This window comes from Vibrio sp. 1078-1 (assembly GCF_033340475.1).
Window position 1 is genome coordinate 75,139 of sequence record NZ_JAWOWM010000005.1, and the last position, 13,481, is coordinate 88,619.

A 13,481-nucleotide genomic window follows, 5' to 3' on the forward strand; every position below is an offset into this window, starting at 1 on the left:
TTATATGTAATGAAATTTAGTATTTAAATTACAAAACACTTGAAGTAATGAGACGCGTTCGATACAAACAGAATAATAACAGGGCTGTTAGTCAAGGTGTTATTGTGCAAATGGGTGTCCCCAAACATCATCTTTCGTTTGCAATTGTCTTGCGTGGTAAACAGATAGAAATAAAAAAGAATTAGAGTAGAGCGACGCTCTGTTTTGGGACTAATTTATTGATATGTATACAAGGAGTATGCGTTTTGCAAATCGGTGTACCTAAAGAGATACTCGCGGGTGAATCGCGAGTGGCTGCATCGCCGAAGTCGGTTGAGCAGTTAATAAAATTGGGATTCGATGTCGCGATTGAATCCCAAGCGGGGGTGCTAGCGAGTTTCGATGATGCCGCTTATGAAGCAGCTGGTGCGAAAATCGTTTCTAGTGAAGAAGTTTGGGCATCTGGCCTTATTTTAAAAGTTAATGCGCCAATTGTGGATGATGAGCAAGGCATTGACGAAATTGCGTTACTGCAAGATGGATCAACACTGGTTAGCTTTATTTGGCCGGCTCAAAATGCTGAGTTGATGGAACAACTTTCAAGTAAGAACATTAACGTTCTTGCCATGGATTCCGTTCCTCGTATCTCACGTGCACAAGCCTTAGACGCGCTATCTTCGATGGCTAATATCGCTGGTTATCGTGCAGTGGTTGAGGCAGCTCATGAGTTTGGTCGTTTCTTTACAGGTCAAATTACGGCTGCCGGTAAAGTACCTCCAGCGAAAGTATTGGTTGCGGGTGCTGGCGTCGCTGGCTTGGCGGCTATCGGTGCTGCAGGTAGCTTAGGTGCCATTGTCCGTGCGTTTGACGTCCGCCCAGAAGTAAAAGAGCAAGTTGAATCGATGGGCGCTGAGTTCCTGACCGTTGACTTTCAAGAAGAGTCAGGCTCTGGGGATGGCTACGCAAAAGAAATGTCTGATGACTTCAACAAAAAAGCGGCAGAATTATACGCAGAGCAAGCTAAAGATGTTGATATCATTATTACGACCGCGCTCATCCCTGGTAAACCTGCGCCGAAGTTGATCACCAAAGAAATGGTCGACAGCATGAAAGCGGGCAGTGTAATTGTTGACTTGGCAGCCGCTAATGGCGGTAACTGTGAATATACAGTGAAAGACCAAGTTATCATGACGGATAACGGGGTAAAAATTGTTGGTTACACTGACATGGTTGGTCGTTTGCCTACACAATCTTCTCAGCTTTACGCGACAAACCTTGTTAACCTTCTAAAACTGCTGTGTAAAGAGAAAGATGGCAACATCAATATTGATTTTGAAGATGTTGTTATCCGTGGCGTTACCGTGGTGAAAGAAGGTGAAGTTACTTGGCCAGCGCCACCAATTCAGGTTTCAGCTCAGCCGCAAGTGAAACAAGAACAGCCTGCGAAGCCAGAGCCTAAAGTAGAAGAACCTACGTCTCCAACGAAGAAAATTATTGGTGTGGCAGCGGCTGTTGGAGCCTTTGCATGGGTTGCATCGGTTGCTCCGGCAGCGTTTCTTTCTCACTTTACTGTATTTGTTCTAGCGTGTGTTGTCGGATACTACGTAGTATGGAATGTTACCCATGCACTTCATACTCCACTAATGTCAGTAACGAATGCTATCTCTGGCATTATTGTCGTTGGTGCATTACTGCAAATTGGACAAGGTAATGGCGTCGTTTCATTCCTATCTTTTATTGCCGTATTGATCGCGAGTATCAATATCTTCGGTGGTTTCACCGTCACCAAGCGTATGCTTGAAATGTTCCGCAAAGATAAATAGGAGTCACAATGTCTGCAGGATTAGTACAAGCAGCTTACATTGTTGCTGCATTATTTTTCATCATGAGTTTGGCGGGACTTTCAAAGCAAGAGTCTGCTCGTAATGGTAACTACTACGGTATCGCTGGTATGACGATCGCGCTGATAGCGACGATCTTTAGCCCAGATGCGCAAGGTTTTGGTTGGATCATTATCGCGATGGCGATAGGTGGTGCGATCGGTATTTTCTATGCGAAGAAAGTAGAAATGACCGAGATGCCAGAACTGGTTGCGATTCTACACAGCTTTGTAGGTTTAGCTGCGGTTTTAGTTGGCTACAACAGTTACCTAGATGCGCCAGAAGCAGCAACACATGCTGAGCATGTTATCCACCTTGTAGAAGTATTCTTGGGTGTGTTCATCGGTGCCGTAACTTTCACCGGTTCAATTGTCGCATTTGGTAAGCTGCGTGGTGTGATTTCTTCGTCGCCACTTAACCTGCCTCATAAGCACAAAATGAACCTCGCAGCGGTTGTTATTTCTACGCTTCTTATGATCTACTTCGTAAAAGCAGATGGCAGCATGTTCGCTCTTATTGTGATGACTTTGATCGCGTTCGCATTCGGCTACCATTTAGTCGCTTCAATCGGTGGTGCTGATATGCCAGTTGTTGTCTCTATGTTGAACTCATACTCAGGTTGGGCAGCAGCGGCAGCAGGTTTCATGCTCGCAAATGATCTATTGATTGTAACAGGTGCTTTGGTAGGTTCATCAGGTGCGATTCTTTCTTACATCATGTGTAAAGCAATGAACCGTTCGTTTATCAGTGTTATTGCCGGTGGTTTTGGTCAAGAGATAGTGATTTCAGGTGACGAAGAGCAGGGCGAATATCGTGAAACAACGGCTGAAGAAGTTGCAGAGATGTTGAAGAACTCAAAATCAGTAATCATCACTCCAGGATATGGCATGGCAGTAGCTCAGGCACAATACCCTGTTCATGAAATTACTGATGTACTTCGTTCACAAGGTATTGAAGTTCGCTTTGGGATTCACCCAGTAGCGGGTCGTCTACCGGGGCATATGAATGTGTTACTCGCTGAAGCAAAAGTACCGTATGATATCGTTCTTGAAATGGATGAAATCAATGATGACTTTGCAGAAACCGATACCGTATTGGTTATCGGTGCTAACGATACGGTCAACCCAGCCGCACTGGAAGATCCGAACAGCCCAATCGCTGGTATGCCCGTATTGGAGGTATGGAACGCGAAAAACGTAGTGGTATTCAAGCGCTCAATGAACACTGGTTACGCAGGAGTACAGAACCCACTGTTCTTCAAAGAAAATACATCAATGCTATTTGGTGATGCGAAAGAAAGTGTTGAGTCTATTTTTAAAGCACTTTAACCATTCTTGATTTAAAACTATACAGGGTCAGCAATCGCTGGCCCTTTTTTGTTCCGTTTCAATGTTATAGTAATGCAAATCCTTCTGTTAGCAGATGTCAATTGCTTGTAGATTGATGTATAGTTTTGGCTAATGTAACAAGTGACGGTAACAGTTTGATTAAAAAGTTTTTGCTCGGTTTTGCAACTGTATTGCCGCTTTTTTCGGCACCTGCATTTTCCGATTCACTACCAGAAAGAATAGATACGTTTACAGAGCTATTTAACTATGAAGTAGCTCTTAAGTCGTACGATATTCGTATTCTGCAATCAAATTATCCTACCAAGTTACTTGCGCCAGATTCGCTTCTGCCGCAAACGTCTGACTATCCGTTAAAAGATATCCAACAGCTTTACAGCTTGGCGAATACTTGTCGTGGCAAATTACCATTAAGTCCTTTAATTACTGAGCCTTTAGTATTTACAAGAGCGATTTGTAAAGGGACGCAGCTGACACCTCGTTGGTTCTCGCGTAGTGGTCTCATTCACCCTGGTGGTGGGACGTACGCGGCACGTTATGTGGATAAGTATCCAGAACTCAAACCCAAACTATCTCAGTACATGCATATAAAAGAGCGTGATAACGAGGAAGGGGATGAGTTGCTAGAAAGCTTGAAAAACATGGATGACGACGCCATTAATGCTTTGATTGCAGGCGCGAGCATGTTTATTGAAGGTAACGAACTTTGGCTAAGACGTGGTGACCGTTACTTTGTTTTCGAGAAAGATATCTGGCAAGAGAACGTAGCGAATGCGGGTCTGTCATACGCTCTAGCCTCTCAAAGCAAAAGTTGCTTTGTTAAACGAGGCAATATTTGTTGGGATGTAGAAGATCACTCGCAAGTTTTGCGGATCAGTATGATCATACTGGTAATCGCCAATATTCTTTTGGTGATTGGTTGGGCGGTGTACCGTTGGAATAGCAAGCGAGAAGAACTACGTAGTAGAATGCTCGTGTTGCAAATTTTAACGCATGAGCTCAGAACACCGATTGCATCTCTGTCACTAACGGTTGAAGGCTTTCGTCGAGAGTTCGAGCATTTGCCTGAAAGTGTGTATGACGAATTCCGCAGATTGTGTGAAGATACGCGCCGCCTGCGTCAATTGGCAGAAGCAAGTAAAGATTATTTGCAATCTGATAACCAAATGCTTGCAACAGACTGGGTACCATCCGTTGCAGATTGGTTAGAATTTAAGATCGAAGAAGAATTTGATAGTGCCGTGCTTTTTAACATCAATGAAGATGTGGCTGCTAAAGTTAATGTGTACTGGTTAGGAACTTGTATCGATAACTTGCTTCGTAATGCGCTTAAGTACGGTGTCGCACCGGTTGAATTGGATGTCTCAACTAGTGAAGAAAAAATAGTATTCCAAGTCCGAGATGCAGGAGGCCTAACGGCTAAAGATTGGGCAAATTTGAAGAAACCGTTCGTAAGTAAGAGCGGGTTAGGACTTGGATTAACAATCGTTGAATCTATGGTAGGCCGCATGGGCGGAAAAATGTCCTTAATGGGACCACCTACAACTTTTATATTGGAGATACCTTGTGAAACAGACACTGCTTCTCGTTGAGGACGATAAAAACTTGGCTGACGGCCTGTTAGTAAGCCTGGAACAAGCAGGATATGAGTGTTTACATGTGGAGCGTATTGCAGACGTAGAGCCACAATGGAAAAAAGCTGACTTGGTAATTCTCGATCGCCAACTCCCAGATGGTGACTCTGTACAATGTCTCCCAGAATGGAAACAGATTAAAGACGTACCAGTTATCTTGTTAACGGCACTTGTTACCGTAAAAGATAAAGTTGCAGGCCTTGATTCCGGCGCGAACGACTACTTAACAAAGCCTTTTGCTGAGGCGGAGCTTTTTGCGAGAATCCGTGCACAGCTACGAGCACCGGATTCAGCAGAACAAAGCAACGCTGATAAAGTGATTACAAAAGACTTAGAGATTGACCGCTCGACTCGTGAAGTGACTTATAAAGACGAGCTAATTACGCTTACTCGAACAGAGTTTGATTTGCTGCTATTTTTGGCGTCAAACTTAGGTCGCGTGTTTACTCGTGATGAGCTACTTGACCACGTTTGGGGTTACAATCACTTCCCGACAACACGTACGGTTGATACACATGTACTACAGCTTCGTCAAAAACTGCCAGGACTGGAAATTGAAACACTTCGTGGTGTTGGCTACAAGATGAAAGCATAAGTCGTAATGAAAATACTACTCCCTGTAGTTCTCTCATTAGCGTTAGTGAAACCAGTCCATGCAATGGACTGGTTTCAAACTAACACGCCTTTAACACAGGCACATCAACACTTACTTGAAGATGATCTTGCGGGTATGTTCAACTCTCTTGTTGAACTCTGGCAAACGGAACCAAGTAAAGATTTGACTCCTCACCTTAATGATCTTCTTGGTCAGTCACTATCTAAAAACTGTGGCAAGGCTCTCACTGGTGTAACGCTGCCTGATTGGATAAGTGGTGTGAACGTTATTCGTCAGACTATTCAAAGCCCTGGGCGAGATACATTTAGATTGGTAATCAAGCTAAGAGCTACAACTGACATCGAAAATATTTCATTTAATCGATGGGTGGATGATTCTATATCCGCGGACAGTTCATTCAGCTATGAACAACAGCCGAACGGGACAGAACTTGCCAACGAGCGTAGTTACTCGAAACGCTATAACTTAACCGGTAAGCTTGAAGCTGGTTTATATCACTTAACCGTTGTTTCTACTGATAAACAAGAGTATCGAACTTGGGTAATACTTGGAGATTCAAACTCTTCTCAATATGTTCGTTGGACATCTAAAGAGAATTGGAAAGTAGAAAAGAGCGCACTTCGTAATCCCCATTGTCCATTACCGCAACTTGAAGTCGGTTTGTATGACTACATTGATGGCCAGTACGAGCAAATGTGGAAAAAGACTTACGAGTCTAACTATCCAAATTCATTGGAGCTAGCGGGTGTCCCAAACGATAGATACGTATTGGCGGTAAGTATCAATAGTCGCCGTTGGCAGGGCGATATAATTGTTGAGCAGGCTCAAACTATTAGCCGAACCTATGATCTTTCCCAGGAAGAATAGTTAAAGAAATACTACTTGTGCCGATAAAGGTTCAGGACGAACTAAAATCACAAGTGTAGTATGAAAAACAAATATAAAATTCTTGCCACTTCTGTTGCTACTATTCTTTTCGCTAATGCTGCCTCTGCTGCTACTTATGCGATAGAGGCTCGTAGTGATGCAATGGGTGGTGTTGGTACCGTATCAGCAACTTATCTAACTGCGCCTTTTTTCAACCCCGCTCTTACTGCGATTTATCGTCGAAATGACGATGCAGGCATGATCGTGCCAAGTTTTGGTGGCAGCTACGATGATCAATATGATCTAGTTGATGAGATCGAACGCATCAGCAAATTAACAGACGTCGATGAAATCAAAAAATCGATGGATGCTATCGATGGGAAAAAGACAGACTTTGATCTTGGTGGTGTCGTTGCCATTGGTATCCCCAACAAATTCTTATCTGCAACTGCATACGGTAAGCTATACACTGAATCATTCGTACAACCAAATGTTGATACCTCAGGTACTAATCCATTAGATGATAGCTATGTACAAGGTGTTTCTATTGGCGTGGCTGAAGCTGGTATTTCACTTGCTAAATACACTAATTTCATGAACCAACACCTTTCTTTTGGTGTTACTCCTAAACTTCAGCGTATATACACGTACTCATACGCCACGAGTTTTCAGAATTTTGATACTAAAGACTTACGTGAAAATGAGACCGCGGAAACGATGTTTAACTTAGACGCAGGCGCACTTTGGTTCTTTGGCCCATATCGTCTCGGTATTTCAGCGAAAAATTTGATCGGAAGAGACGTTAAAACAAAATCATTCCAATATGGCAGCGATACGATAAAATCATACGAATATAGCATGCGTCCTGTATACACCGTTGGGGCAGGGATTGTTGCCGATTACTTTACGATGAGTGTTGACTACGATCTTAACGAAGAAAAACGTTTTTCATCCTTTGATGATAATACGCAAATGATTCGAGCTGGTATTGAATTTGATATTTTGCGTCAAATGGCATTACGAGCAGGGTATATGAAGAACTTAGCTCGAAGTAAGGACGAAGGAACCATTACTGCTGGTATCGGGTTGTCTCCACTTAAGTTGTTCGAATTGGATATCGCAGCTCAGTACACAAACGAGAACGCTATGGGTGCATCCATTAATTTCCTTGCTACCTATTAATTGAATCGTTATAGTCAGCTCCTCAAAATGAGGAGCTTTTTATGTTTGACGATTTACCCCCTCTATCTCACCAAGAACAACAACAAGCTGTAGAGAGAATTCAAGAATTGATGGCGAAGGGCACAAGTACTGCAGAAGCTATCAAAATTGTTGCCGAACGGATTCGTTCTGAGTACGCAGAAAAACAACAGCAACAAAACTAATCAATTCATGGACAGGGCATACGCCCTGTTTTTTTGCCTTTCTATTTTCTATTCCTTTACACTCCCAAACACCACCCTGGTTACGCTGTAACTAAAATTTACTATACCTCTATGATTGTAATCTTGTGCAACTACCTTTAAAACTAAATAGCGGGTTAGTAAAATTTTACCTCATCATATTAACCTTGGCTTACACAGTGCAGGTAGTTAGGCATTTTTTAAAGAACTTATAAGTTAAACTCTATTATATCAATTGTTTACCTCGGTCTTTTAATCTGCCAACCATATTGGTCGCGATTGATCTTGTAATTTAATTACAAAGCCCAAGAGAGCTTCGTTCTCAGACAGAAGATTATGCTAAAAAAAGAAAAAAAGAGACACCGTAACTTATAACGATAATTAAACTAGAGTTATTAAATAAGCGATATAAGAACAGTAAGCACTCGCAGACATATGTAATAGATGAATCGAAATTCATCTTATTGAGCTGCTTTTTTAGCCGAAATACGTCTCCTGGATTTGAGCGGAGCGTTACATATTGAATATGCTTAATCTAAAGTAGTTTTACTAAACTAGGCGACGTTGAAGTGGGTAATATGAATCCTCAAGAGTAGTAGAAATCAAGAGCAGTAACGCGCATTACAACGTAACGCTTCCTGGCATCCTTGCTGTTAAATAGTCCGATAATTAGAGAAGAAATTGGAAAAACATCGTTGATCTTTGGATGAGAGGAAGCAACAAGGTTGTAATGAAAACTATTTGCCTGTTTTACACTAAACTCCTTTAACTATCATGTAGCAGTAGTTTTGATGTTGTGTTCGCTCTATGTGGACTAGACTTAATATGAGAACAAAAACTAACCTAGGGAGGAATGATGGGTTATAAGCACGTTTTGGTTGCTGTCGACTTATCTCAATCTAGCCAAGCCGTTATCGAAAAAGCAATAATGCAAGCAGATAACTCAAGCAGCAAACTCTCATTTGTTTACGTAGATGTTGATCGCATAGTCATGGAAGCGAAGGAAGAGCAAGAATTGGAAAGAAGGCTGCAAGAGCTCGCTGATAAATGCTTATATCCAGTAAACGAGACCATGGTAGTAATCGGCGATCTTCATATAAAACTATCGGGAATCGTCAAAAAAGAGGGGATAGACTTAGTTGTATGTGGTCATCATCACAACTTATTGAGTCGCTTTTTTTCATCGATACCAAAGGTTGTGAACGAGGTTGAAGCTGATTTATTAATCGTCTATTTAGACGAGTGATCGACAACTCTTGTTCGCACTCATCATTTTTTGTCACTAACAAGCCGAACGTTTATGTTCGGCTTGGTGTATCGGTGATAATAAAAGTTTTTAGCCAGGAATGATTGATGCCTCATGAGATAAAACAGATGCAGACTCCGCGTTTGACTGCAGATCAAAATGTACGTTAACTTGCACGCCTTCTCGCTCAAAAGTGACATCATCAAAATCGGTCATAGCGATTTTGAATCCATTTCTAGCAAAAAAGCCAGTCACCATAGTTCGCTGCTTAATTTCTAATGCAGACGCGAGTAGCTTATCCATGGCATTCTCCTTGGTTATTGTGGGGATATGGGTAGAAGATACACATAGATTGGTATGAAATCAATTTTATATAAAGTTGCTTTTGATGAAAATTTTAATGTAAGTCAATCTATCATTTACCCCACGTGATTTATTCCACGCAAAACCTTGATAACAAAGCGGAAGAGCATCCCACATTGTGATAGCAAGCATAAAGATGGGGGGTTAATAAATGCCGCTGAAATAATATGTTACAAAAATTAGCGTTAGGCCTAGTTGAGTAGACAACGCAAAATTCTAAATCTGAACAACCGCCCTAAAATGACTCACTCTTCAATACTTGTGATAACTCAGACCGAATAAAAGTAGATATCTCAGCTAGCTTTCTTGGCAAAGGGTTTTGATAAGGGTAGGCAATATACATGGAACGTTCTATATCAAAAGTTTGCGATATTCGGATGTTTTTGTCTATATAGTTACTTTTAACAAGATAGTTTGGAATGACACCAACCCCAACTCCCTCAGAAACAAAGTTTATTAAAATAGAGGTGTTATCAACTTCGATAACATCAGTATATTGATTTTTAATTGATTCCTTATTCGAATGATGTTTGTAGATTAATAGTGTTTTGTTGTTGGCATTACTTACCCTAGATATCAAAACATCACTATAATCACCAATTTTATGTGCAATAAGAGTGTCATCAATAACATTATTAAGCCTAATCGCTAAATCTACATTGCTTTCTAATAAATTTTCTACATTGTTACTTGACGATATTTCAAAATCAACTTTTGGATATCGTTCTTTTAAGTCTTTAAGAACAGAACCAAAAATAGAAGAGGCTATAGAGTTGGGCATTGTGATTTTAAACTTTCCATCAATGCATTCACTCAACGAGCTAGCTCTGTAATTTAACTCGTGCAAACTCTCTAACGTCTTGATAGCAAGCTCTCTAATGCTTTCGCCATGATCAGTTAAAACGAGTTTCCTTGTTGTTCTGTGGACGAGTGTTACGCCAAGTTGTTTTTCTAATGCTGCTAGCTGCCTGCTGACTTGAGCTTTCGACTTTCCAAGTTCTTTTGATGCCGATGTAAGAGAGAGGTGTTTACAAATGGCTGCAAAGCAGATCAGCTCATTGTTCATCAATTCCATGATTGTTACCTTTTTGCAACTCTGAGTCACGTTGTCTTTTAACTGGTGGGAAAGTATAACTTGCATCATCGGAGGGGGACAATGATATTTAAAAGCCGCCATGAAATAAAGGCAGACTACTATCTTAATAAAATCATATTGGATATTAAGTTAAACCGATATCCTGAAGAAATTAAATCAATCGGATTAAATATAAAAAATAAAGATTTAAAAATAAAAAATTTGTCTCGTGAAATTACTAAGTTGGATTCGGGTGATTTAATTCTTGATTGTGCATCATTGATAATGACTCATTCCATATCGGAAAAAGTAATAATAAAAGTTGAAATTGACACTTTAAATTATAAAGTTAAACGTGTGAGGATATTTAAATATGAAGACTGCAATACAAAATTCGAAAAGATCTGTTTATCAGAAAGATACATTGTATAGAATAATAAATAATATTAGTGCTTTGTATACCAAATCACTAGTAAAATTATTTGGTGAAGAGTTGAGAATCCATCATTGCAAACATAAGATTAATGTAAGAACCACTAACGAGTTGAGTGAGCATATGAAGAAAGATCTAGGTATAGATTGAAAAGTAGAGAGTTTACACCTGTTAGATTCCTTGTTCCTATAAAGATAATCTAGTACTTACACGTTTGGGTTAAGCAAATGCGTGTCCATGTTGACTCATATCGAATGAGCAAGATGCAAAACCAACGTGCATGGTGTCGGACGTAACCAAAGATACAGTTCAAGTGGTCGCTGTGGTGGAATCGAAGTTCATGGCCCATACAAGACAGCTGATGAAATTTGCAAGGAAGCAAAAGCCAAATACAGTGTAACTAAACTGACTTTACCAATGCTAATCTTCTAACTCTTAAGTTCGCATTATGTATATTATGTTAAATCACATATAGCCGTACGCTAAATGTTGTCTGAGTATGCTCCTATTCCCCTGCAGATTTTAAATTTAAGGGCCTTACGGTGAGCATTAAACATAATGGTTATTTACCATAAAATAGCTAATATCGATCTATCAATCTACGATTGCTTGCTCTTCAATTAGCAACTTATAAAAAATGGCGTCTATTTCTTTAGACGCCATTTTTGTTTACTGGAAATATTAAATTAGCCACCGGCTAATTTGACTGTCATGCCTTTCTTTTCAAGATGTGCCTTGATCTTGTCTCTAGCATCACCTTGAATCTCGATATTGCCATCTTTTACAGAGCCACCACAGCCACAGACTTTTTTGAGTTCTGCCGCTAATAACTTTAAAGGTGCATCATCCAAGTCTAAACCTGTAACAATGCATACGCCTTTACCTTTACGGCCTTTCGTTTGGCGCTGAATCCGAACAACACCATCGCCTTTAGGGCGAGATACTTTTTCTTCTTCCGGTTTAATTCGACCGGTTTCTGTTGAATATACCAGAGTCATTCTATTGTTTCTTTTGTTGTTGAGCTTGCATCGCTTTTTGCTTTGCAACCAAATAAGCTTCGATATGGCGTTGAATAGCGGCTTTACTGCCCTTAATCAGTTTACCATTAAACATACAGTACCAAGAGTTAGGTTGGCCTGTATCATTTTGAATAGTATAGCCGTTAAAGACCTCTGATTTTGCAACACCTGTTTGCTGCACTCTCTGTCCGAGTGAAGCAAACTCTTTGGGATCAATAATCGATGCGGTGTCACACCACCAATCAATGCTTTTCTTTACCGCCGTCAAACTTCCCTGTAAGACGTGGTTCTTGATTTTAACCTTCCAAACACTGCCATCTGATCCGACTGACTGCAGGTTAAAACCTCTATAATTTGAAATCGCCATACCACTGAGTCATCTGTTTAATGCGTTGATATAATCATAATTGCTACTGAGCAATATTCAAATACGGCTTGAATAAACCTTGCTCTAGAAAACAACTTGTATCATAAAACGCGTCTCGATAACGTTAATCACTTTGCACTGTTTATACAATCTTCCAAGAACTCATGAAATTTGTGCCCGTTGTTTTGAAGCATTTTAGGGAACATTGAGATCGGAGTCATTCCTGGAAATGTGTTTACTTCGTTTAAGTAAATCTCATCATCTTCCGTTAGGAAAAAGTCGATACGAGATAAATGACGAAGATTCATTTGTTTAAATACCGTCTCAGACGCGTGTTGGATGGAATCTAATTGTATTTGAGTTAGATTCTTCGCCTCAACTTCTGTGAGCGAGTGACTTGAACTGCTGTACTTTTCATCGTACGAGTAAAAAGCACCATCAGGCGCGATGACCTCGCCTGGCTTAGTGATATGTAGTTGGCCATTCATCTCATATGCAGCAACTTCAAGTTCTCGAGGTTTTACTGCTTTCTCAACCAACACTTGGTCAGAAAACCCAAAAGCATCATTTACTGCATTAGAAAGCTTGTCTTTTTTTGTGACACTGTAACAGCCAACGGAAGAGCCTTGGCGAGCGGCTTTAACAAAAACTTTTCCCCACTTTTCAAAGGCTTTATGAGCTTGAACGTGAGCTTCTTCATCGTTTCGCGTTAAGAATAAGTATGGCGTATTGGGTATGCCGATAGCGTCGTACCAAAGCTTAGATGTGATTTTATTGAAACTATTGCTACTCGCTTCTGGCCCGCAGCCAAGATAAGGAATACCTGCGATTTCAAACAGAGATTGAATGTCGCCTGTTTCGCCAGGAAAACCATGTATACAAGGCACGATGAAATCAATGGTTTGATTAGATTCACTTGAGCACAACTGCTTGGTATTGAGATCCAAGTAAACCAACTCACCTTGGTTGGTCATCCAACCTTCGTTTTTTATTTCTACGCGTGTAACGTGAACGTCTTCAATAAGGTTTAGTTGTTGTTCGACAAAATTTGCAGACAATAATGAAATCTCGTGCTCAGAAGAGCCACCGCCGCATAGTAAAAGAATATTTTTAATCATGAATCCATCTTTCCGTGACCTACAAAAGATACTATTTATTATGATAAACCTTTGAAGTGTGACGTACAGTAATTTTAATGTGAGGAATGTTGTTCGAATAGGATTTGAGCAAATAAATAAGGGAGCTATTCGCTC

At 40.5% G+C, this 13,481-nt stretch carries 14 protein-coding genes; 9 read left to right on the forward strand and 5 right to left on the reverse strand.

Annotated elements, in window-relative coordinates; all coding sequences use genetic code 11:
- Positions 1 to 245: 245 nt before the first annotated feature.
- The 8 genes from R7190_RS12660 to R7190_RS12695 all read left to right on the forward strand — a co-directional run bounded on the left by R7190_RS12660 (position 246) and on the right by R7190_RS12695 (position 8,971).
- Positions 246 to 1,802 (forward strand): Re/Si-specific NAD(P)(+) transhydrogenase subunit alpha, encoded by a 1,557-nt coding sequence (locus R7190_RS12660; protein ID WP_149192252.1) that lies wholly within the window; start codon positions 246 to 248, stop codon positions 1,800 to 1,802.
- An 8-nt stretch (positions 1,803 to 1,810) separates the two neighbouring features.
- Positions 1,811 to 3,187 (forward strand): Re/Si-specific NAD(P)(+) transhydrogenase subunit beta, encoded by a 1,377-nt coding sequence (pntB, locus tag R7190_RS12665; protein ID WP_005376248.1) that lies wholly within the window; start codon positions 1,811 to 1,813, stop codon positions 3,185 to 3,187.
- 155 nt (positions 3,188 to 3,342) lie between these two features.
- Positions 3,343 to 4,797 carry a sensor histidine kinase VxrA gene (vxrA, locus tag R7190_RS12670; protein WP_025767766.1) on the forward strand — a complete coding sequence of 485 codons (1,455 nt, stop codon included), beginning with the start codon at positions 3,343 to 3,345 and terminating at the stop codon, positions 4,795 to 4,797.
- On the forward strand, positions 4,772 to 5,434 hold the full coding sequence (vxrB, locus tag R7190_RS12675; protein WP_005376251.1) for a response regulator transcription factor VxrB: 663 nt from the start codon (positions 4,772 to 4,774) through the stop codon (positions 5,432 to 5,434). The genes vxrA and vxrB overlap by 26 nt, the downstream gene beginning before the upstream one ends.
- 6 nt (positions 5,435 to 5,440) lie before the next feature.
- The gene (locus R7190_RS12680) at positions 5,441 to 6,322 is read left to right on the forward strand and encodes a DUF2861 family protein (protein WP_053303637.1); all 882 of its coding nucleotides are present in this window, start codon (positions 5,441 to 5,443) and stop codon (positions 6,320 to 6,322) included.
- Between the two features lie 60 nt (positions 6,323 to 6,382).
- Entirely contained in the window at positions 6,383 to 7,504 is a 1,122-nt protein-coding gene (locus R7190_RS12685) for a conjugal transfer protein TraF (protein WP_053349901.1), read from the forward strand.
- A gap of 41 nt (positions 7,505 to 7,545) precedes the next feature.
- A complete protein-coding gene (locus R7190_RS12690) occupies positions 7,546 to 7,707 on the forward strand; it encodes a YoaH family protein (protein WP_005376257.1) in 162 nt (53 codons plus the stop codon).
- An 874-nt stretch (positions 7,708 to 8,581) separates the two neighbouring features.
- The gene (locus tag R7190_RS12695; protein WP_017634770.1) at positions 8,582 to 8,971 is read left to right on the forward strand and encodes a universal stress protein; all 390 of its coding nucleotides are present in this window, start codon (positions 8,582 to 8,584) and stop codon (positions 8,969 to 8,971) included.
- Positions 8,972 to 9,061: 90 nt separating this feature from the next.
- Here R7190_RS12695 and R7190_RS12700 read toward each other — a convergent pair whose 3' ends face one another.
- Positions 9,062 to 9,274 carry a hypothetical protein gene (locus R7190_RS12700; RefSeq protein ID WP_005376260.1) on the reverse strand — a complete coding sequence of 71 codons (213 nt, stop codon included), beginning with the start codon at positions 9,272 to 9,274 and terminating at the stop codon, positions 9,062 to 9,064.
- A 295-nt stretch (positions 9,275 to 9,569) separates the two neighbouring features.
- A complete protein-coding gene (locus R7190_RS12705; RefSeq protein WP_054576202.1) occupies positions 9,570 to 10,409 on the reverse strand; it encodes a LysR family transcriptional regulator in 840 nt (279 codons plus the stop codon).
- Positions 10,410 to 10,490: 81 nt separating this feature from the next.
- Between R7190_RS12705 and R7190_RS12710 the strand changes: the two genes are divergently transcribed.
- Positions 10,491 to 10,841, forward strand: coding sequence for a hypothetical protein (locus tag R7190_RS12710; RefSeq protein WP_132936447.1), 351 nt, complete (start codon positions 10,491 to 10,493; stop codon positions 10,839 to 10,841).
- A gap of 687 nt (positions 10,842 to 11,528) precedes the next feature.
- Here the strand turns inward: R7190_RS12710 and yciH are convergent.
- The 3 genes from yciH to R7190_RS12725 form a co-directional block, all read right to left on the reverse strand.
- Positions 11,529 to 11,840: a stress response translation initiation inhibitor YciH gene (gene yciH, locus R7190_RS12715; RefSeq protein WP_005376292.1), complete on the reverse strand. Its 312-nt coding sequence runs from the start codon at positions 11,838 to 11,840 to the stop codon at positions 11,529 to 11,531.
- Between the two features lies 1 nt (position 11,841).
- Positions 11,842 to 12,228 carry a DUF3319 domain-containing protein gene (locus tag R7190_RS12720; RefSeq protein WP_005376294.1) on the reverse strand — a complete coding sequence of 129 codons (387 nt, stop codon included), beginning with the start codon at positions 12,226 to 12,228 and terminating at the stop codon, positions 11,842 to 11,844.
- A 128-nt stretch (positions 12,229 to 12,356) separates the two neighbouring features.
- Positions 12,357 to 13,346, reverse strand: coding sequence for a D-alanine--D-alanine ligase (locus R7190_RS12725; RefSeq protein ID WP_025767772.1), 990 nt, complete (start codon positions 13,344 to 13,346; stop codon positions 12,357 to 12,359).
- Positions 13,347 to 13,481 lie beyond the last annotated feature (135 nt).

Excerpts from the sequence above, each read along its gene's own strand:
- pntB (WP_005376248.1), top strand. The coding sequence starts at position 1,811 with ATGTCTGCAGGATTAGTACAAGCAGCTTACATTGTTGCTGCATTATTT.
- R7190_RS12680 (WP_053303637.1), top strand. The coding sequence starts at position 5,441 with ATGAAAATACTACTCCCTGTAGTTCTCTCATTAGCGTTAGTGAAACCA.
- R7190_RS12685 (WP_053349901.1), top strand. The coding sequence starts at position 6,383 with ATGAAAAACAAATATAAAATTCTTGCCACTTCTGTTGCTACTATTCTT.
- R7190_RS12690 (WP_005376257.1), top strand. The coding sequence starts at position 7,546 with ATGTTTGACGATTTACCCCCTCTATCTCACCAAGAACAACAACAAGCT.
- R7190_RS12695 (WP_017634770.1), top strand. The coding sequence starts at position 8,582 with ATGGGTTATAAGCACGTTTTGGTTGCTGTCGACTTATCTCAATCTAGC.
- R7190_RS12700 (WP_005376260.1), bottom strand. The coding sequence starts at position 9,274 with ATGGATAAGCTACTCGCGTCTGCATTAGAAATTAAGCAGCGAACTATG.
- R7190_RS12705 (WP_054576202.1), bottom strand. The coding sequence starts at position 10,409 with ATGGAATTGATGAACAATGAGCTGATCTGCTTTGCAGCCATTTGTAAA.
- R7190_RS12710 (WP_132936447.1), top strand. The coding sequence starts at position 10,491 with ATGATATTTAAAAGCCGCCATGAAATAAAGGCAGACTACTATCTTAAT.
- yciH (WP_005376292.1), bottom strand. The coding sequence starts at position 11,840 with ATGACTCTGGTATATTCAACAGAAACCGGTCGAATTAAACCGGAAGAA.
- R7190_RS12720 (WP_005376294.1), bottom strand. The coding sequence starts at position 12,228 with ATGGCGATTTCAAATTATAGAGGTTTTAACCTGCAGTCAGTCGGATCA.
- R7190_RS12725 (WP_025767772.1), bottom strand. The coding sequence starts at position 13,346 with ATGATTAAAAATATTCTTTTACTATGCGGCGGTGGCTCTTCTGAGCAC.